Annotated in this window: 16 protein-coding genes; 6 read left to right on the top strand and 10 right to left on the bottom strand. The window is 68.2% G+C overall.

The genetic code is table 11. The features are described 5' to 3' along the window. Positions 1–107 precede the first annotated feature (107 nt). The 3 genes from OG254_RS45010 to OG254_RS45000 form a co-directional block, all read right to left on the bottom strand. A complete protein-coding gene (locus OG254_RS45010) occupies positions 108–2,036 on the bottom strand; it encodes a tetratricopeptide repeat protein (RefSeq protein ID WP_405593538.1) in 1,929 nt (642 codons plus the stop codon). Positions 2,037–2,048: 12 nt separating this feature from the next. Next, positions 2,049–3,542, bottom strand: a complete 1,494-nt coding sequence (locus tag OG254_RS45005; RefSeq protein ID WP_405593536.1) for an NB-ARC domain-containing protein — start codon at positions 3,540–3,542, stop codon at positions 2,049–2,051. A 237-nt stretch (positions 3,543–3,779) separates the two neighbouring features. Then, the gene (locus OG254_RS45000) at positions 3,780–4,379 is read right to left on the bottom strand and encodes a toll/interleukin-1 receptor domain-containing protein (protein WP_405593535.1); all 600 of its coding nucleotides are present in this window, start codon (positions 4,377–4,379) and stop codon (positions 3,780–3,782) included. 392 nt (positions 4,380–4,771) lie between these two features. On the opposite strand from OG254_RS45000, the gene OG254_RS44995 reads away from it, so the two are divergent. Then, positions 4,772–5,737: a restriction endonuclease gene (locus OG254_RS44995; protein WP_405593534.1), complete on the top strand. Its 966-nt coding sequence runs from the start codon at positions 4,772–4,774 to the stop codon at positions 5,735–5,737. Positions 5,738–6,150: 413 nt separating this feature from the next. Here the strand turns inward: OG254_RS44995 and OG254_RS44990 are convergent, their stop codons facing one another. Then, positions 6,151–7,494 carry an IS630 family transposase gene (locus OG254_RS44990; RefSeq protein ID WP_405580318.1) on the bottom strand — a complete coding sequence of 448 codons (1,344 nt, stop codon included), beginning with the start codon at positions 7,492–7,494 and terminating at the stop codon, positions 6,151–6,153. Positions 7,495–8,439: 945 nt separating this feature from the next. Beyond that, positions 8,440–9,405: a pirin family protein gene (locus tag OG254_RS44985; protein ID WP_405593533.1), complete on the bottom strand. Its 966-nt coding sequence runs from the start codon at positions 9,403–9,405 to the stop codon at positions 8,440–8,442. A gap of 113 nt (positions 9,406–9,518) precedes the next feature. On the opposite strand from OG254_RS44985, the gene OG254_RS44980 reads away from it, so the two are divergent. The 3 genes from OG254_RS44980 to OG254_RS44970 all read left to right on the top strand — a co-directional run bounded on the left by OG254_RS44980 (position 9,519) and on the right by OG254_RS44970 (position 10,872). Beyond that, positions 9,519–10,010 carry a MarR family winged helix-turn-helix transcriptional regulator gene (locus OG254_RS44980; protein ID WP_405593532.1) on the top strand — a complete coding sequence of 164 codons (492 nt, stop codon included), beginning with the start codon at positions 9,519–9,521 and terminating at the stop codon, positions 10,008–10,010. Next, positions 10,007–10,462, top strand: a complete 456-nt coding sequence (locus OG254_RS44975; protein WP_405593531.1) for a MarR family winged helix-turn-helix transcriptional regulator — start codon at positions 10,007–10,009, stop codon at positions 10,460–10,462. Before OG254_RS44980 ends, OG254_RS44975 begins: the two co-directional genes overlap by 4 nt. Before the next feature lie 62 nt (positions 10,463–10,524). Beyond that, the gene (locus tag OG254_RS44970) at positions 10,525–10,872 is read left to right on the top strand and encodes a tetratricopeptide repeat protein (protein ID WP_405595580.1); all 348 of its coding nucleotides are present in this window, start codon (positions 10,525–10,527) and stop codon (positions 10,870–10,872) included. Positions 10,873–10,976: 104 nt separating this feature from the next. Here the strand turns inward: OG254_RS44970 and OG254_RS44965 are convergent, their stop codons facing one another. Further along, positions 10,977–12,377: a PepSY-associated TM helix domain-containing protein gene (locus OG254_RS44965; protein WP_405593529.1), complete on the bottom strand. Its 1,401-nt coding sequence runs from the start codon at positions 12,375–12,377 to the stop codon at positions 10,977–10,979. Between the two features lie 144 nt (positions 12,378–12,521). Here OG254_RS44965 and OG254_RS44960 point away from each other — a divergent pair, with 144 nt between their 5' ends. Further along, positions 12,522–13,169 (top strand): peptide deformylase, encoded by a 648-nt coding sequence (locus OG254_RS44960; protein ID WP_405593527.1) that lies wholly within the window; start codon positions 12,522–12,524, stop codon positions 13,167–13,169. Positions 13,170–13,190: 21 nt separating this feature from the next. Here OG254_RS44960 and OG254_RS44955 read toward each other — a convergent pair whose 3' ends face one another. After that, entirely contained in the window at positions 13,191–14,618 is a 1,428-nt protein-coding gene (locus OG254_RS44955) for a dihydrolipoyl dehydrogenase family protein (protein WP_405593526.1), read from the bottom strand. Between the two features lie 121 nt (positions 14,619–14,739). Here OG254_RS44955 and trxA point away from each other — a divergent pair, with 121 nt between their 5' ends. Next, positions 14,740–15,126 carry a thioredoxin gene (gene trxA, locus OG254_RS44950; RefSeq protein WP_405593525.1) on the top strand — a complete coding sequence of 129 codons (387 nt, stop codon included), beginning with the start codon at positions 14,740–14,742 and terminating at the stop codon, positions 15,124–15,126. 47 nt (positions 15,127–15,173) lie between these two features. On the opposite strand, the gene OG254_RS44945 is transcribed toward trxA, so the two are convergent. Genes OG254_RS44945 through OG254_RS44935 form a run of 3 tightly spaced genes read right to left on the bottom strand, consistent with a single transcriptional unit; the run spans position 15,174 to position 18,901 of the window. Further along, the gene (locus OG254_RS44945) at positions 15,174–16,610 is read right to left on the bottom strand and encodes a benzaldehyde dehydrogenase (RefSeq protein ID WP_405593524.1); all 1,437 of its coding nucleotides are present in this window, start codon (positions 16,608–16,610) and stop codon (positions 15,174–15,176) included. Positions 16,611–16,639: 29 nt separating this feature from the next. Then, positions 16,640–17,818, bottom strand: coding sequence for a 4-hydroxybenzoate 3-monooxygenase (locus OG254_RS44940; RefSeq protein WP_405593523.1), 1,179 nt, complete (start codon positions 17,816–17,818; stop codon positions 16,640–16,642). 48 nt (positions 17,819–17,866) lie between these two features. Further along, positions 17,867–18,901 (bottom strand): LacI family DNA-binding transcriptional regulator, encoded by a 1,035-nt coding sequence (locus tag OG254_RS44935; protein WP_147998517.1) that lies wholly within the window; start codon positions 18,899–18,901, stop codon positions 17,867–17,869. Positions 18,902–19,000 lie beyond the last annotated feature (99 nt).

Below are 19,000 nucleotides of genomic sequence, written 5' to 3'. Positions count from 1 at the left end.
ACAACGCTGGTCGGCCCGTCCTTCCGCATGGTTGCCGACACGCTCGGACTGGACCTGTCCGCTGACGACGTCTTGTGCAGCCGCTGCAACGGAGGGCCCCTACAGGCTCACTGCCCCCACAGAACCGGAGCAGTATCTCCACGACCGGAGGGCAGGACTACGGCAAGTTCCGTCAACCATTCCAGCGGAAGCACCAGCTGTTCGTTTCCCTGGCGGAGCGCGAGGAGAGGCACCGCTCCAATCAGCAGCTGTGCCACTGGTCCGGTCACAACGGAGCCGTCTGTCCGCTGCGCGCGGACCTGCATCTGCGGATGTTGGGTGGTTGTGTCCGCGATGATCGCGAGTATGGCCATGACCTTGGCATTGGGTAGAACCGTGTCTGGTCGCGGGTGGGAGTGATCGACTTCGCTTGCTTCAGCATCGAGAGCCTCAAGGTCTGCGATGGCGGTCTGCAGCAGCTCGCTTTGAGTACTTCGCAGGACGTCGATGGCCTCGGTCAAACACAGGCGTGCGCTGTTGTAGGAGCGCATGCGTCGTGCGATGCCGCCGAGCGAGGCCAAGGCGATTCCCATCTCTTTTCGTGCAGTTGTGTCCCGACGGAAGTGATCGAGTGCCGCGTGGTAGCTGATAAGCGCGCCGGCAATGTTTCCGCTGGCGTCTGCTACCCGGGCACGACCCAGCAGGTGCATTCCGTACACAGGTGGTACCTGGTCGATACGGAGGGCCTCGTCGTAAAGCTGAGCTGCCTCTGCAAAGCGATCGGCGGACTCCAGGAGGCCGGCGACCTCACCCAGCACAAGGCTCAGCAGTGCTGTGTCGCCCAATTCACGCAGTTCGGCCACCAGGGTGTCCATCATGGCCAGGGCGTCGGACACGTTCCTGCGCCGAGCTGTGCGCTGAGCGGCGCTGATCCGGCTCACCGTGTCGTAGAGACGTGCTTGGCTCTCTTTGGCAGCAGTGCGCTCTCGTGCGTCATGCCGGATGCGGTCAGCATCTTCTGAACGCCCGATGGTTTCAAGGATGTCCGCTGCATGTTGGGCGCTCTCGCCAGGGTGCTCGGTCGGGTCCAGCGTGTCGTCGATGGTGGCCCGGATGTCGAGTGCGTCTGCCTGGCCGATGAGGTCGCCGACTTGCCGTGCCTTGTGGTAGGCCGCCTCCTGGTGTTCCAGGGCCACTTCGGGATCGTTGCTGTCCGCAGCGAGGACCGCCATCCTGGCCTGCAGGCGCCCCTCTTCCCACAGATCTCCCAGTTCCTTCGCCAGAGCAGCGCTCTCCGTTGCCGCCCCCCGTGCCTCGTCGTACCGCTTCAGGAGGCGGAGCACATCAACTTGGTTGGCCAGGCATCGTTGAAGGTTGAGCCGGTCTTCGAGCGCACGCGCGATTGCGGCCGCGCTCCGGTAGGTTTCCAGAGCTCCCTCAAGATCCCCCAGTTTGACTAACGCCACGCCGAGGTTCGAAAGGGCCAGCTGCTGCAGCGGCATACTGACCAGTCGCTCGGCCCCAGCCAATGCTTCGCGGCAAGTACGACTGGCCTCCTCTGTCTGACCGAGATCGATCAGCACGCCGCCCAACACGCAGCGGGACAGAACCAGCGCTGCGTTAACCTCAGACTGGATCCGCTTGTCACGGGAGCGTTGAAGGAGCCGTACCGCCGCTCGAATGTGTGCCTCCGCTCTTGAAGGCCGTGCGCTGCTCTGAGCGATGTCCGCGAGGATCAGGAGAACGTGTGTGTGCGGGATGACACCCTGTCTCTTGGCGTATTGCAGGGCGGCGCCAGCTCCGTGGTCCTGCTCGTTGGCCGGGCGCCGCCGCCGGCGCAGTTCGGTCCCCAGGAGGAAGAATTCGTAGGCCAGAAGCCCATCGTCGAACTTGTGCGCAAGAACGGCGTTATGGGCCTGCAGAAGCTGTAACCACTCCTGGTCGAAGGCCGCCATTGCGGCTTCGTGCCGCCCGCTGACGTCGTCCGCGCTCATGTAGGCCAGCCGCTTGGCAAAGTGTTTGGCGTGATTGTGCAGGCGCCGCTCTTTCTCGGTCACTGGGCTCACGGATCAGCCTGTCGACAGGAGTGTGCGGGCATGTACGGCCAGCAACCCGTGAAGCTGGAAGCGGAGGTTCGCGACCGGTTCCAGCAATCCGCGGGAAATGAGCAGCCGCACGTCCGGGCGGGCATCCGGCACATCCCAGACCGCCGCGACGGCACTCAGGTCGAACGTCGCCGGCCGCTGCGCGAATGCACCCAGAGCGGCGAAGCGCATCCGCGCTGGGGGCGGTAACAGGTCCGTGCTCCTCGCGAACAGTGCCTCAATGGTCGGCGTCGTGCCATTTGCCAGATCCGCTCGGTCCGCAGGAGCCTGTGCGGCAAGCAGCGCGGCGCCTTCCCGCAGTTCGTGGATCAGTTCCGTGATGCCCCAGCCGTTGCGCTGCTCGCTCGCCAGCAGTCGGGCTGCCACGCGCAAAGCCAAAGGAAGCCCCTCGAGTTCACGGACCAGCACAAGCATCTCCTCGCGATGCCCTTTCACTACATGCGGCGCCAGCCGATCCATGAGTTCGAGGGCGGCATCATCGCTGAGGACCGGAAGCGGATAGTGCCGGGGGTCAAGGTGCTGCGCCACCTCCGTTACCCGCGTGGTCACCAGTGCCGAGCAGCGTTCACCGCCGACGAGGAAGGCACTTGCGTCTTCGGCATGCCAGGCGTCATCAATGACGAGAAGCGTGCTGGAGTCACGAAGACGCCCTGCCAGCAGCCGCGAAACGTCTTCCTCGCTGTCAGTCGGGCGCAGCGGAGGCAGACCCAGTTGCCGACACCACAGGTCCAACTGCCCGCGGACATCGCGGGCCTCCGAAAGCGCCGCCCACAGCACCCCATCGGAAAACCAGCCATTACTCAGCGCTCGGTGCGCGAAGGCCGCAGCCAGGGTGGACTTGCCCACCCCGGGCCAGCCGCGCACCACCATCACCCGCATCCGGCCTTGCTCACGTTCCGGCTCGGCCGGGCACAAGCGTGTCCGCAACTCAACGATGTCCGCCTCGCGTCCGACGAAGAGCTCGGGATGGGGCGGAAGCCTCGAATCATCCACCGTCTGCGGCTCGCCGACCTCGCCTAGGCGGTCGAGTTTGTTGAGGACCAACCGGTTGAACAGCGCCGCGCCACTGCCCTCCGCCTCCTGGCGTATTTGGTCGCGGATCAGCTCACTCAGGTTCGCCGCTTCAGCAACAAGATCGATAGGCGAAGTGCCCGCATCGTATCCCAGCTCATCCAGTCGATCCCCCAGCGCTCCGCGATCAGGCTCCGTATCGGCAAAGGCCGCGTCGACCAGGGTCGCTGCCACGTCAGGATCGGTCAGCCAGTCCACGATGTACGTGCTCTGATCGAGATCGTCGGGCAGCGAGATGGCCAGCCGACGTGTTGCTTCCTTAGTGGCACGCCGCAAAGCGCGCTGATCCGCGGTGCCCAGCACCCGCTTCTTGAGCAGGGAACCCAGCGGCCCCAGCATGGCGGTGGCGAGACGGCCGGCGAACAAAGTGACCAGAGCTTCAACCACGATTCCCCCGAATCGGTCGGACGGCCATATCTCGTCAGACTCCGCAGCAAGCTGGCTTTAACCCCAAAACCCGCCCCCACCACTCATCGTATCGACCCAGGCACACCGTTCCCAGGGCGACGCCCCATCAGCCGAGACTTGTCCGGGCGCTAGCCGAGATCGCACTGCCCCTATGACGAGGGCCAACGCCACGGCGCGTTGACCCCGACGAAACTCTGTGCGGTGCGCGCGGTGTAGTCAGACTTCGCCGCCCTCGTCCCACCCACATTCAGTACAACGAACTCCCGCGTACATGTCGTCTCGGGCGTGATCAACGGCGCTCCAGCCATCCAACTTCGAACTTGGAGCTCCGCACCGGGGACAGCCAACGATGACGCCGAACCCATGGAAGTACCTGTACTCCAGTCCGGACTCCTCAACCGTCCGCTGCATCGTCTTCACGAGTTCTGCTTGGGAGTCCACACCTACGAGTTCCCGAGCAGCTCGATCGACATCACCGTCAACCATGGAAACCCACATGATCGGCTCAAGGAGCGGCGGAAGCGGGGTGTCGTCGAGGACAACCGGGATAACGCGGACAGAGTCATCCCGCAGTCGCCGTGTGAGGGCGGCCTCCCACTCTGTGTTCACCCAAGGGGACTTCGAAGAGTTGGCGGACCAGAAGACCATGACGGTGTCTACGAGCCCCAGCGCCTCGTTGATCTTGCCGGGGATCCGATCCCCGGGCCGAATCTTCCATGAATCAAGCCAGACGTCCACGCCGAGCAGCCGCAAGCGGGCGGCAAGTGGCGTCACTTGGGGCTTGTCGCGGTGGTTGTGAGAGATGAAGGCGTGCATGAACACAGCCTCCCATCGGGAGCTCCACCAGATAGGGAAAATCGTCAAACTGACGAGATCGCGCGTCTGGCTCGTCGCCCGCGCAGTCGACCTCACCGTCCGGGACGTGAAGGAACGCGAGCTGGACACCACCCGGAAGGCCAACCGCTGCAGTAGGGCCAGCCCCCCGCTCGGCCAGTCTGAAGCTGCCAGTGGGGCCAAGAAGTCTTCCAGCGCACCGAGAGGCGCCATCAGAGATCTCCGCACCAGCCTCATGCCGCGCATCCCGCGAAACCCGGCCTCAACCAGCGGCAGCCGCTGCACAATCAGGTTCATAGGGTTGCGCCGTTCGGACATCGTCCAGATCGAAGCGCCCCGGAGAGCGGCTCCCGCGCGGAAGGTGTAGATGACGAGTGGCCCACAACGACGCCTACCACTGGCCGCCTGAGCTTTTGGACCTGCTGATCGAACTGGTGCCCCGACTCAACCGGAGCAAAGAAGGGGTCCTTGGATTCTTGCGGGGCGCCGGCGTCAGCGAAGACATGCTCGCGCCCCATCGACACCAGCTCGCCGCGGACAAGTCAGCAGTCAGCAAGTACAAGATCGTTCGCGCCGTGCTCAGCCGGATCAATGAACAGGGCGACGCAGGTTTGGGCGTTCGCAGGGAGATCCTCAAACGAACGATCGAATTCGAGGACTTTTCCACACTGTGGCCGGACGACCGTCTCCCGGCCCAGGGGCTACAAGCGAGCCTGCGACGACTCGTCAACGTCAAGGACTCATTCACGCGGATGAGCCAGGCGCATGATGAAGAGCGAGCAGCTCGCATCAAAGCACGCACAAGCGAGCTTGAGCGCCTTGCTCGACGGAAAGCAAGGTTTCAAGCACTCCGAGAGCGACTCAACGATCTGTTCAACGAAGACGACCCAAGGAAGCGAGGCACCGCTCTGGAAGGCGTGCTCAACGACCTGTTCGCGACCGAAGGCATCCTGATCAGGGAATCCTTCACGCTGCGCAGCGAGGAGGGGCATCCCGTTGAACAGATCGACGGCGCCCTCGAAGTCGACGGATCCGCGTACCTCGTAGAGATCAAGTGGCGGGGTGACCCTGTCGAGATCAACGCGATGAGCCGCCACCTGGTACGGGTGTACGGGCGCTCGGAAGTCCGCGCCCTATTCATCTCTGCATCTGGCTTCACCGGGCCGGCCATCGAAGAGAGCGAACGCGCACTGAACCAGCGAGTGATCGTCCTGGGCGAACTCCGGGAACTCGTTCTCCTGCTCGAACGGCAAGGTGATGTTGCGGCTTGGCTGCGCGAAAAGGTCCGCTTCGCGCAGCTCGAACGTCGTCCTCTCGCCCTGCTGGGCTCCGATTTCTGAGCACCCTACGCACCATCAGAACACTCAAGGGCACAGCGTCAGCCGGGCAGTCGTTCGCCCCCTACCGATGGCAAGGGTGCTCCCCCAATACCGTCGCTGCACACAGGGGATCCGCTGCGCATCTTCTGTCACGTCCGTGTCACGAGCCCCATGGACGCTTGCGTGTCGCAGGGCTCCGACCTGGACTTACGCGCCCGCCCTGGACCAGCTGGACGCCCAGAGACGGCTTCTACGACATGTGCCATGTGGTACCGCGCCCCACTCGCTAGCACCACGTACCACTCATCAAGATCCGGACCAGGCGCGGACCGAATGAGCCTGGCACTCGACGTCTCCACTCTTTGTCGCAGGTCAGGAGCGAGGTCAGGCGTGTACCACACCAGACTAGTGTGATGCGCCAGAAATCCTGAGGGTTAGTTATGCTCTGTTTTCTGGCTGCCGGTTCCGACCTTGGTGAGGTAGTCGGCGAGGGAGTGGAGGATTTCGTCGGCGGTCTTGGTCCAGGTGAAGGGCCGTGGGTTCTCGTTCCAGGTGTCGATCCACGCGGTGATGTCGTCCTCCAGGGCCTTGACCGATGTGTGGACGCCCCGTCGGATGAGCTTGTCGGTCAACAGGCCGAACCACCGCTCGACTTGGTTCATCCAGGAGGAGCCGGTCGGGGTGAAGTGGACGTGGAAGCGGGGGTGCTTGCCCAGCCACGTCTTGATCTCGGCGGTGTTGTGGGTGGCGTAGTTGTCACAGACCAGATGGACGTCGAGTTCGGCCGGCACCGCTTTGTCGATCGTGACCAGGAACTTCTTGAACTCGATGGCCCGGTGGCGGCGGTGCAGTGCCGATATGACCGTGCCGTCGGCGATGTTGAAGGCCGCGAACAGGCTGGTGATGCCGTGCCGGTAGTAGTCGTGGGTACGCCGCTCGGGCATGCCGGGCATTATGGGCAGCACCAGCTGTGACCGGTCCAGAGCCTGAATCTGGGACTTCTCGTCCACGCACAACACCACCGCCTTCTCAGGCGGGTGGTGATACAGGCCGACGACATCGACGACCTTGGCGACGAACTGCGGATCGGTGGAGAGCTTGAAGGAATCCTGAAGGTGTGGCTTGAGGTCAAACCGCTTCCAGATCCGCCCGATCGTCGATTTCGACAGGCCGGTCCGCTCGGCCATCGAGGCCCGCGACCAGTGCGTGTCCTTGCCCGGACTGGACTCCAATGTCGCCACGATGACGTCCTCGACCTGTTCGAGCAGGATCGAGGGCGGCCTTCCCACCCGGGGTTCGTCGGACAAGCCGTCGAGGCGTTTCGCGACGAACCTGGCCCGCCAGCGTTCCACCGTCGACTCGTCAACACCGAGGTCGATCGCGGCCTGCCTGTTGGTCCCGCCCTCCGCGCAGCGCAGCACGATCTTTGCGCGCAACGCCAGATACTGGGCGGTCTTCGCCCGCCTCGCCCACCGGGTGAGCTGATCCCGCTCAGCCCTACTCAGGACCAGGTCAGCCTTCGGCCGACCGATACGAGCGGCATCCTCAAGCCCGGCCAGCCGCTCAGCGGCGAACTTCCCGCGCCACTTCCTCACCGTCGCCACCGTCACGCCGACCTCTGCCGCCACACGAGCATTCGGCGCACCGTCCGCGCACGCCAGCACAATGCGCGCCCGCTCCACAAAACGCGGCGCCACCACCCCACTTACCCAACGGGACAACTCCGCCCGCTCCTGAGCGGACAGAGTGACTTCAACAGCTGGAGGACCCGGCGACATGAAATCAGGCTAGCGACTTAACCTCAGGATTTCTGGCGCATCACACTAGGAACCTGCTGGCATGCTTCTGTCCTACCTGCGACAGTCACTCAGCGTGCCTATGGCCACGCATCAATCGACTGGCCTCGCCTCGCCGCGGACCCGTAGCACGGGCCATCTCTGGGGAGAATCTGGGGAGTAAGAAGGCTGCTGGGGAGCGCGTGGGGAGAATCGACTGCGTAACGCCATACCATCCTGAAAGACCCCGAAAGAAGCATCAGTGCTGGTCAGAGACGTTGAGGGCCGCATTGACGCAGGTCAGCGCCACCCCGTAGACAACTTCAAGAAGATCTCCTCGTCTCCGGATTCCCGAAGCGTGGCCCGCCAGCCATGCCCGACCCGGGCCTCGCCCGGTTCACGACCAAGATCCGGACCATAGGCGGGCCAGAATCCACCAGCTTCCCTTCGAACCTCGCATTCGCTCTGGTCAGGGCCCTACGAGGGGCGTACCACCAGCAGACCAAGAACCTGCAAGTCACTCTCCGGCGCAGCACCTTTCGGATCGGACGGAAGCGGCGCTGCCGACAGACAGCGGTGACATCGGAATCTTGTGGAATCGCAACAAGACCGCAGTGTGAGCGACGCCGTCCCTCCGTAACGCCTGACTCGACCGCCAGCCAGGTCAGCATCGGTCCGGACACCACCGAACCTGCAAACGCCTCCGCAAGCCCGGAAGCTGGGAAAAGAGCCGCTCACCCGAGCCTGACGAGGCGTCAGCAAAGTCAGCATTAGGTCAGCAAGAGTCCTGCCACAGCCGCCCACAGACAGCCACACCGTGGAATCGCCAACCGCACCGGCCTGAGCCAGCCGGCCGCTTGGACGCCTTCCGGCAAGCAGGTGGAAGACAGTGAGAATTACCGACCGCCTTCCGCCCTGCGACCACCAACGCTGACGCGTTTCCGCAGGTCAGCGCACTCTCCCCCGTGGCTTCAACGGCACCGGCGGCAGTTCCGGTGCGGGCAGTGGAGCCCCGTCGTACCCCTTCACCTCCCCGAACCGGGAGCCTTCCATCCAGTCCTGACGGGCCTGTACGATCTCTTCCTCAGATCGCCCGATCCAGTTCCAGAACATGATCAACTCCTCCTCGAACGGCTCGCCGCCGAGGAGCATCAGGCCGGCGTCCGACTCCGCGCGCAGCGGGAGTTCGGTGCGGCCGCAGCCGAGGTAGAGCATGGAGCCGGGCAGCACCGGCACACCGTCCACGTGGGCCTCGCCGGACATGGACAGGACGGCGTACTCGAAGTCCGGTTCCAGCGGGAGGCGTACGTCGGCGCCGCGCGTCAGGGTCAGGTCGGCGCCGACGATCGGGGTGTAGGTCGTGCCGGGCGAGGTCGCGCCGTCGAGGCCGCCCAGGATCAGCGTGGCCCGCACACCCGGTGCCGTGACGATCGGCAGCTCGCCGTGGTGTTCGAAGTGCGGGTCCGTGTGGCGGTGGCTGTCGGGGAGGGCGACCCACAGCTGTGCGCCGTGCAGAAAGCGGGCGTGCGGCTTCGGGCTCTCCTCGGAGTGGCTGATCGCCCGGCCGGAGGTCATCAGGCCCAGCTCGCGCGGGCGGATCGTCTGGAGGCTGCCCGTCGAGTCCCGGTGCAGCACCTCGCCCTCGTGCAGCCAGCTCACCGTCTGCAGGCCCATGTGCGGGTGCGGCGGCACCTGCATGCCGGACTCGTCGGCGATGTCGTCGGGACCGTAGTGATCGACGAAGCACCAAGCGCCGACCATACGACGGCCCAGATTGGGCAGCAGGCGGCGGACCTCGGTGGATTCGCCGAGCTTGACGCGGCGAGGGCTGAGAAGTTCGCGTACGGGCTCCGCCACGACGAAGCCGCGGCCGCCGCAGACGGCGGGCACCGCCTCGCGATCAAGGTTGCTCATGACGCCCAACCTAGCCCTGCCGGGGCCGCCTCGTCAGTCCGTAACCCCGGGCTGGCTCGATGCGTTCGAGAAAATAGTAGCCATGGATATAGTAGCCATGTACTGTATGCAGCATGAGCAAGGGTTCCGAGAACGCCTCCCCCGGGTTCCTGGTGTGGCGCCTGTCCACGAAATGGCGGGTCGCGGTCGACCGGGCCGTCACTCCATTGGGGCTCACCCACGCGCAGTACGCCCTGGTGGCCTCGCTGTACGGCATGCAGCGCCGCGGCGAGCGCCCCAGCCAGCGGCGCCTCGCCGACCACACCGGGCTTGAACCGCTGTACGTGTCCAAGCTGGCGCGCTCCCTGGAGGCCGCCGGACTCCTCGAACGCACCCGGGATCCCCGCGACCCGCGCGCGGTGCAGCTGGCGCTGACCGAGCAGGGCCGGGAGCGGACCCGGCAGGCGATCGAGGTCGTCCAAGGGCTTCTGCAACAGCTGCTGGCGCCGCTCGGCGGGCTGGACAGCGCGCGTACGCGGGAGTTCACGCGCGACCTGGCAACCCTGCTCGACGCACCTCTTGACCCGTTCGCCATGGACAGTGAGCCCGAGAAGGAGCAGTCATGACCACCACCACTCCCCTGCTCGACCCCCGTGTCATAGCCCTGGCCCACTACGCGAGCCGCGCGCTGCTGGAGAACGTGCTGGCCCGCCACGGCGCCACGTTCCAGTGGTCCGTCACCCTCCGCCTCGTCGCCGTCGCCGACGGACCGGTCGACCGGGACGCCCTGGTCGGCGGTGTCGTCGACGCACTGAAGATCGACCCGGCACTGGCCCACTCCACGGTCGACGAGCTGATCGCGGCGGAGCTGCTGACCCCTCAGGAGCCGTCCGCGGTACGGATCACGGACGCCGGACGTGAGCTGTACGGCAGCACATCCGCCGCGACCGCCCCCATCACCGCCCGTGTCTACGCCGGTATCCCGAAGGAGGACCTGGCCGTCGCCGGACGGGTGCTGACCCTCATCACCGAGCGCGCCAACGCCGAGTTCGCGGCCATGACCAGCACGAACAGGTAGTGGAATCAAGTAGTGGAATATTGAACCACCTGCCTTCGTTGAGCGCGACGAAGGAGGTCATGGTGGAGACGATGTACTACGACCACGGAACACCGGCCGAGCGCTGGGAGCGCGCGCAGCTGTTCTTCGACGCCAAGGACTACGCGGGCGCCGCGCGCGTCCTCGGCAAGCTGGTCGAGGAGGTGCCGGAGCAGACGGGTCCGCGGCTGCTGCTGGCGCGCGCCTACTACCACTCGGCCCAACTGCGTCGTGCGGAGACCGAGTTGCGCGTCATCGTCGAGCGCGACCCCGTCGAGCAGTACGCCCGGCTGATGCTCGGCCGCACCCTGCAGCGCCAGGGGCGGGACGCGGAGGCGGAGCCGCACATCCGCCTCGCCTCCGCGCTGACGGGTGACTTCGAGCAACCCTGATCAGCAGAGCATCAGAGAACTGAGGAACAGAAGAACAGAGGGACAGAGGAAATGCCAAGGGGCCCGATTCCCCCCGGAACCGGGCCCCTTGGCATGCGTTCGTCCTAGCTCGCGTCGGCCGGTGTGCGCTTCCCCCGCCGATGGGACATCTCGCCGAGCACCACGTCCACCACGATGAAGGCCGCCAGCGAGATGCCTAGCAGCGGCACGAAGTAGCCGATCACGGCGACCACCGCCACCAGCGGGACCAGGATCTGCGGCGGCACCTGCTGCCAGGCGCCGCGCGGGATGGGCCGGCCGAAGGCGGAGCCGCGGCCGCGCTGCCACCACATGCGGTAACCCCACACGATCAGCAGGATCAGGCCGAGTGTGAGCGCCATCAGGGCGATCTGGTTGACCAGGCCGAACAGGACACCGGTGTGCGCGTCGATGCCCCAGCGGGTCAGCTTGGCGAGCACCGGGTAGTCGGCGAACCGCAGCACGTCGGTGACCTCGCCGGTCGTCGGGTCGATCGCGACCGAGTCCCCCTTGGTCGGCCAGCTGCGCTGCACCTGCTTCACGACATACGCGGAGGACGCGTCGGCGGGCGGCACGATCTCCACGGGATCACCGAGGCCCTCCGCGCGCGCCGCGGCCAGGACCTTGTCGAGGCCGACGCCGTGCTCGCCGCTGCCGCCCGCACCGGCGGCGCCGCCATGGCCACCGTGCTCACCGCCCGTCGAGGCCGAGATGGACGGGGTCGCCTGGCGCAGCGAGGTGCGCAGTTCGTCGATGTTGGCTCCGGCGTACGTCGACCAGGTCAGGCCCGTCGCCGAGAGGAACAGGAAGCCTACGGCGGCCCAGGCACCGACGGTGCCGTGCAGGCCGAGCGTACGGCGGCGTCCGCTGGTGCCCCGCACCTTGCGCAGCGCACGGCGGCGGGAGAACCACAGCACCAGTCCGCCGGCCGCGATCACCCACAGCCAGCTGGCGGCGAGTTCGCTGTAGAGGCGGCCGGACTCGCCGAGGTGCAGATCGCGGTGGAACTGGTCGATCCAGGTGCGCAGCGGCAGCGCGCCGGACGAGCCGTACTGTTCGAGGGCGCCGCGCACCTCGGCGGTGTACGGGTCGACGAACACGGCCAGCGCGTGGTCGGCGTCGACACCCTCGACCCCCGACAGCATCACCCGGGTGGACTCGTCTTCGGCAGGGGAGGGCCGTACCGCCGAGACGGTGCCCTCGGGGTGGGCCTTGCGCGCGGCGGCGACCTGCTCGGATATCGGCAGCTTCGCGTCACCGACCGGGACGTACATCTCGTGCCCGTACACGATCTTCTCGGCCTGGAACGCCCCGGCGTACAGGAAGCCGGTGGCCGCGGCGACGAGCAGGAACGGCGCGACGAGGACGCCGGCGTAGAAGTGCAGACGCAGGATCAGCGGGCGCAGCGGTGCCCATCTGCGGGGCGACGACGCCGGGGCGTCGGGGGGTGTCGCCTCCGCCGTGGTGGTTGAGGGAGCGGTGGACATCGGCGGCTTCTCCGGGGGTGGGGACGTGTCGTGCTGTGGCGGTCCAGTAGTCGGGGAAGCGAGCCGTCGAGTTCCCGCCATCTCAAGTGACGTACGCCACAAGGGAGTCCGCACGTCGCGCGGGCACCGTGGCATCCTGGCGCGATGGCACTTCCGAACCATCGCGCACCGCTGGCCGAGCAGGTCGAGCAACTCCTGGCCACCGAGGGCCCGTTGCCCATCGTGGCGGCCGGCGACCCGGTGCTACGGCGTCCCACCGAGCACTTCGACGGCCAGCTGGACCCCGCGCTGCTGGCCCGCTTCGTGGAAGCCCTGCGGATCACCATGCGCGCGGCGCCCGGCGTCGGCGTCGCCGCGCCGCAGGTGGGCGTATCGCTGCGGATCGCGGTGATCGAGGATCCGGCACCGGTGCCGGAGGAGGTCCGGCTGGTGCGCGGACGGGTGCCGCAGCCGTTCCGGGTGCTGGTGAACCCGTCGTACGAAGGCGTGGGCGGCGGGCGTGCCGCGTTCTTCGAGGGCTGTCTGAGCGTCCCGGGCTACCAGGCGGTGGTGGCCCGGCACACCGAGGTGCGGCTGACCGGGGAGGACGAGCACGGGCGGGCCGTCGACGAGGTGTTCTCGGGGTGGCCCGCCCGCATCGTGCAGCACGAGACGGACCACCTCGACGGCGTGCTCTACCTGGACCGGGCCGAGCTGCGCTCACTGTCGTCCAACCAGGCGATGGCCGAGTACTGGGCCCAGCCGACCCCGGACGGGGCGGCCAGGGCCCTCGGCTTCCCACTGCCCGAGTGAGCGGCCGGTCGGCGCCGTGCGTCAGTTGTCCCGGTAGGTCTCCAGCAGCCGCAGCCACACCTCGCTGATCGTCGGGTACGACGGCACCGCGTGCCAGAGCCTGCTGATCGGCACCTGGCCTGCGACCGCGATCGTCGCCGAGTGGATGAGCTCGCCGACGCCGGGGCCGACGAAGGTGACGCCGAGGAGGATCTCGCGCTCCAGGTCGACGACCATGCGGGCGCGGCCGCGGTAGTTGTCGCCGTACAGGGACGAGCCCGCGACCACGAGGTTGTGGTCGACGGCGCGGACCCGGTGGCCGGCCTGTTCCGCCTCCGCGAGGGACAGGCCCACGGCGGCCGCCTCGGGGTCGGCGAAGACGACCTGGGGGACGGCGCCGTGGTCGGCGGTGGCCACGTGGGCACCCCACTCGGCGTCCAGCAGCGGCTCACCGGCAGCACGTGCCGCGATCGCCGCGCCCGCGATGCGGGCCTGGTACTTGCCCTGGTGAGTGAGGAGGGCCCGGTGGTTGATGTCGCCGACCGCGTACAGCCATTCGCTGCCGGTGACGCGCAGGGTGTCCTCGACGGGCAGCCAGGAGCCCGGTTCCAGGCCGACCGTGTCCAGGCCGATGTCGTCGGTGCGCGGGGCGCGCCCGGTGGCGAAGAGGATCTCGTCGGCCTCGATCCGCTCGCCTCGGTCGGTGATGACCACGACCGTGCCGTTCTCCCTGGTCACCGACTCGACCGAGGTGCCGGTACGGACATCGGCGCCGGCTTCGGTGAGCGCCTCGGCGATCATTTCCCCGGCGAACGGCTCCATGCGGTTCAGCAGGCCCTTGCCGCGGACGAGGAGCGTGACCTGCGAGCCGAGGCCCTGCCAGGCCGTCGCCATCTCGGTGGCGACCACTCCCCCGCCGACCACGACCAGCCGGCCGGGCGCGGCCTGCGCGCTGGTGGCCTCGCGGCTGGTCCAGGGCTTGACCTCGGCGAGTCCGGGCAGATCGGGCAGGACGGCCCGGGTGCCGGTGCACGCGGCGACGGCGTGCCGAGCCGTCAGGACCTTCCGTTCGCCGTCGGGACCGGTCACCTCCACCGTGCGGGGTCCGGCGAGGCGGCCGTGGCCGCGGTAGAAGTCGACATCGATGCCGTTGAGCCACTGGATCTGGCCGTCGTCCTGCCAGTTCGAGGTGAAAGCGTTGCGCCGGGCGAGGACAGCGGGCGTGTCCAGGGGGCCCTGGACCGCCTGGCTGAGGCCGGGCAGCCGGCGGGCGTCGGCCTGGGCGAGGACCGGGCGCAGCAGGGCCTTGCTGGGCATGCACGCCCAGTACGAGCATTCGCCGCCGACCAGCTCGCTCTCCACGACCGCGGTGGAGAGGCCGGCCGCACGGGTGCGGTCGGCGACGTTCTCCCCCACCGGCCCGGCTCCGAGCACAACGACGTCGTAAGCGATGGAATCCGTTTCCGTCATGGGGTCAGTCTTGCGGGTGGTGTGCGGCGTGGCCACACGGGTACGCGCGCGGAATACGTGACCGTACGGTCGTGTTGTCGCCGACGGCTTCGCCCCGACACCAGGAAGAGGGAATTACGCCATGAGCAGCACCGTGGAGCTCACCAAGGAGAACTTCGACCAGACGGTCACGGACAACGACTTCGTCCTGATCGACTTCTGGGCGTCCTGGTGCGGGCCGTGCCGTCAGTTCGCCCCGGTCTACGAGAAGGCCGCGGAGGAGAACCCGGACCTGGTGTTCGGCAAGGTCGACACCGAGGCGCAGCCGGAGCTGGCCGCCGCCTTCGGCATCCAGTCGATCCCGACGCTGATGATCGTCCGTGACCGCGTCGCCGTGTTCGCCCAGCCGGGTGCCCTGCCCGAGGCCGCCCTGACGGACGTCATCGGGCAGGCCCGGGGGCTCGACATGGAAGAGGTCCGCAAGGCCGTGGCGACCCAGCAGGCGCAGGCCGAGCAGGACGGCCAGTAAGGGCCGGATTCCGGATCCGGCCCCGAAGGCCGGATCTAGAACGGGGTCTAGAAGGGGTACGCCGCCACATCCCCGCGCACTGTCGTCCAGCGGATCTCGGTGAACGCCTCCAGGTTGGCCTCGCCGCCGAACCGGGCTCCGGTGCCGGAGGCGGCGAGGCCTCCGAAGGGGGCGACGGCCTCGTCGTTCACGGTCTGGTCGTTGATGTGCACGATCCCGGTCGGGATCCGCTCGGCCAGGTCGAGCCCGCGGGCGGTGTCCCTGGTGACGATGCCCAGGGAGAGGCCGTAGGAGCTCGCCGCGGCGAGGGCGGCGGCCTCGTCGGCCGTGGCGAAGGGGCGTACCGGAGCGACCGGTCCGAAGACCTCCTCGGCGTACGCGGGGGTCTCGTCGTCGACGCCGGCGAGCACGGTCGGCCGGTAGAAGAGCTCCTCGTGGGTGCCGCCCGCGGCCAGCTTGGCGCCCTGGGAGGTGCTCGCCTCCACCAGTGCGTGCACCTTGCCCAGCTGACCTGCGTCGATGAGCGGGCCGAGGTGGACCTCGGCACGGTGCGGGTCGCCGACCGCGAGGGAGTCGGCCTTGGCGGCGAGGCGCTCGACGTACTCCTCGTAGAGCGACTGGTGGACGAGGTGGCGGCCGGTCGTCATGCAGATCTGGCCCTGGTGGAAGAAGGAACCCCAGGCGGCCGTGGAGATCACCGCGTCGATGTCGGCGTCCTCCAGCACGATCAGGGCGGAGTTGCCGCCCAGCTCCAGATGCGCGCGCTTGAGATGGCGTCCGGCGGCCTCGCCGACGGCCCGGCCTGCGGCCGTGGACCCGGTGAAGGAGATGACCGGCACGCGCGGGTCGGCGACCAGCGCCTGGCCCGCCTCCGCGCCGCCCGGCAGGACGTGCAGCAGCCCCTCGGGCAGACCGGCCTCGGCGAAGACGGCGGCGAGGGACAGGCCGCCGCAGACCGCCGTGCGCGGGTCCGGCTTCAGCACGACGGCGTTGCCGAGCGCGAGGGCCGGGGCCACCGAGCGGATCGAGAGGATCAGCGGGGCGTTGAAGGGCGGGATCACGCCGACGACGCCCACGGGCACCCGGCGCGTGTACGACAGCCGGGGCGCCTCGCTGGGCAGGACCTGGCCGGCCGGGCGGGAGGCGAGGGCGGCGGCCTCGTAGCACTCCTGAGCGGCGACATGCAGCTCGAAGTCGGCCTTGCCCGGGATGGAGCCGGACTCGCGGACGAGCCATTCGCGCAGTTCGTCGGCGTGCTCGGTGAACAGGTCGCCGGCCTTGCGCAGCACGGCGGCGCGTACGAAGTGCGGGACGCGGGCCCACTCGCGCTGGGCGGCGTGGGCGGCCTCGGCGGCCCTGCCGATGTCCTCGGCGGTGGCCAGGGTGACGGTGCCGAGCGTGTCGCCCGTGGCGGGCTCGGTGACGAGGTGCTCTTCTCCCGACAGGGACGGGGACTGCCAGGTGCTGGGGTCGAGCAACGGCATGCGACTCTCCGTTCGGTCACCGGCGGGACTCACAGCGGGAGCGGAAGTCCCGAGTAGTTCACGGCCAGTTCGGCGGCGGCGTGGCGGGATGCGGTGATCCGGCGCAGACGTGCGAGCTGCATCCGGTCGTCGAACGCATCCCCGTTTGGTTGAGCGTGCAACATCCTAGTCATGTCGTCCGAGAACCGGGTGGCCTGCCACACCCGCCGCAGGCACAACTCCGAGTACCTGTCGAGGAGTTGTGTGTTCCCTGTGCGATGCAGCTCGATGAAGGCGCGGGCCAGCACCCTGACGTCCGCCACCGCCAGGTTGAGGCCCTTGGCGCCCGTCGGCGGGACGATGTGGGCGGCGTCCCCGGCGAGCAGCAGGCGGCCGTGGCGCATCGGTTCATGGACGTAACTGCGCATCGTCGTCACCGACTTGGCGGAGATGGGGCCGCGTTCGAGGGTCCAGTCGCCGTCGATCGCGAAGCGGGCGGCGAGTTCGTCCCAGATGCGGTCGTCGGGCCAGTCGTCGGCGTCGGTGCCGTTGGAGACCTGGAGGTAGAGCCGGGAGACGGACGGTGAGCGCATGCTGTGCAGGGCGAAGCCGCGCTCACCGCGCGCGTAGATCAACTCGTCGCAGGACGGCGGGACTTCGGCCAGGATCCCGAGCCAGGAGTACGGGTACTCGTGCGCGTACGAGCGGCCGGTCCCGGCCGGGAAGACATCGCGGGAGATGCCGTGGAAGCCGTCGCAGCCGGCGATCCAGTCGCAGGTCAGCGTCCGCTCGCGGCCCTCGTGCCGGAACCGTACGACGGGCGTGGCGCTCTGCGGGTTCTCGACGGCGAGCGCCGCCGCCTCGAACAACAGCGGTGGCCCGTCGGCGAGTTGCAGCGCGACGAGGTCCTTCACGATCTCGGTCTGCGCGTAGATCGTCACCGTACGGCCACCGGTGAGGGCCGGGAAGTCGATGTGGTGGCGTTCCCGGTCGAAGCGCAGCTCGATGCCCTGGTGGACCAGACCCTCGGCCACCAGCCGCTCGGCGGCGCCGGCCTCGCGCAGCGCGTCGACCGTGCCCTGCTCCAGCATTCCGGCACGCTGGCGCTGCTCGACGTACTCCCGCGTCCTGGCCTCCAGGACCACGCAGTCGACGCCCGCGCGGTGCAGCAGCCGGGCGAGGAGCAGTCCGGCGGGACCGCCGCCGATGATGCCGACCGTCGTGCGCATTCCACGCCTCCCTGGCTTCGACGGTACGTCGGCCGGGCTCGCGAGGCCTCAGCTGGACTCGCGGTGGACCACCGTGGCCCCCAGCACCTTGTGCGTCTCGGGCGCGGCGCCCGGGCTGCGCACCGCGCGGTCGACCAGTTCCGCGAGGTCCCGGCCGGACGGCAGCTCGATATGGACCGTGCTCAGCCTAGGCCGCAGCAGCCGTCCGAGCATCAGGTCGTCGGCTCCGATGACGGACGTTTCGGCGGGGACGCGGATGCCCTCGTCCTTGAGGGCGCGGGTCAGCAGCATCGCGTACTCGTCGTTGTAGGCGAACACGGCGTCGAGGCCGAGGTCGCGCCAGCGGGCGGCGAGGCGGGCCGCGGACTCCTCGTCGTAGGCGAGGGGCAGCTCGGTGAGGGTGGCGTCCGTGCCGTGCAGGGCGCGGCGTACGCCTTCCAGGCGGGGCGCCGAGAAGGACTCCAGGCCGTCCTCCTCGGGCACGACGACGCCGATCCGGCGCCTGCCGCGCTCGTACAGGTGGCTGCCCGCGCAGTGGCCCACGGCTTCGTAGTCCATCAGCAGGGCGTGCGCTCCGTCGACGGACTCGGGGCCGAGGGTGACGACGGCCCGGGCGCCGGAGCGCTTGAGCACCGTCACGCCCTTCGGGCCGAGGCCGGAGCCCGACACCAGCACGGCGACGGGGCGCAGTTCGGCCCAGGCGCGGGCGGCCTCGTCGCTGTGCAGGCCGACGCTGCCGTGCTGGACGACGGTGTAGTCGAGGCGCCCGAGGGCCAGCTGGAGCTCGCTGAGGAACCGGCCGTACAGGGAGCCGATGGGGAAGCTGGGCGCGGGCATCAGGACCATGCGGCTGTGCCCGGCGCGCAGGCTGCGGGCAGCGGCGTGCGGGACGTAGCCGAGTTCCTTCGCGGCCTCGTGGACGCGGCGACGGGTGGGCTCACTGATACGGACGGCACTGGTGTTGTTGAGGACGTAGGAGACGGTCGCGCGCGAGACGCCGGCCAGGCGGGCCACATCGGCGCTCGTGGGTACCGAGCGCTGTGCGGGGGAAGCGGGCGCGGGCGTTTTCGGTATCTGCACCATGACGTACGGCATCTTTGCAGAACCTGTGTGCGGACTTCCGTTTAGGGTCCGCAGCCGGTCCCCCGCCGCTCGGTCAACGTGCTCCGGGGCACCCCGGAA

Source organism: Streptomyces sp. NBC_01092 (genome assembly GCF_045039535.1).
Classification (GTDB): Bacteria; Actinomycetota; Actinomycetes; order Streptomycetales; family Streptomycetaceae; genus Streptomyces.
Note: the sequence above shows the minus strand (reverse complement) of the source record. Positions and strands in the feature narration are given on the sequence as shown.

Bases quoted from the DNA above. Each gene is read 5' to 3' on its own strand.
- OG254_RS45000 (WP_405593535.1), bottom strand. From the start codon at position 4,379: ATGCACGCCTTCATCTCTCACAACCACCGCGACAAGCCCCAAGTGACG.
- OG254_RS44990 (WP_405580318.1), bottom strand. From the start codon at position 7,494: ATGTCGCCGGGTCCTCCAGCTGTTGAAGTCACTCTGTCCGCTCAGGAG.
- OG254_RS44985 (WP_405593533.1), bottom strand. From the start codon at position 9,405: ATGAGCAACCTTGATCGCGAGGCGGTGCCCGCCGTCTGCGGCGGCCGC.
- OG254_RS44980 (WP_405593532.1), top strand. From the start codon at position 9,519: ATGAGCAAGGGTTCCGAGAACGCCTCCCCCGGGTTCCTGGTGTGGCGC.
- OG254_RS44975 (WP_405593531.1), top strand. From the start codon at position 10,007: ATGACCACCACCACTCCCCTGCTCGACCCCCGTGTCATAGCCCTGGCC.
- OG254_RS44965 (WP_405593529.1), bottom strand. From the start codon at position 12,377: ATGTCCACCGCTCCCTCAACCACCACGGCGGAGGCGACACCCCCCGAC.
- OG254_RS44960 (WP_405593527.1), top strand. From the start codon at position 12,522: ATGGCACTTCCGAACCATCGCGCACCGCTGGCCGAGCAGGTCGAGCAA.
- OG254_RS44955 (WP_405593526.1), bottom strand. From the start codon at position 14,618: ATGACGGAAACGGATTCCATCGCTTACGACGTCGTTGTGCTCGGAGCC.
- trxA (WP_405593525.1), top strand. From the start codon at position 14,740: ATGAGCAGCACCGTGGAGCTCACCAAGGAGAACTTCGACCAGACGGTC.
- OG254_RS44945 (WP_405593524.1), bottom strand. From the start codon at position 16,610: ATGCCGTTGCTCGACCCCAGCACCTGGCAGTCCCCGTCCCTGTCGGGA.
- OG254_RS44940 (WP_405593523.1), bottom strand. From the start codon at position 17,818: ATGCGCACGACGGTCGGCATCATCGGCGGCGGTCCCGCCGGACTGCTC.
- OG254_RS44935 (WP_147998517.1), bottom strand. From the start codon at position 18,901: ATGGTGCAGATACCGAAAACGCCCGCGCCCGCTTCCCCCGCACAGCGC.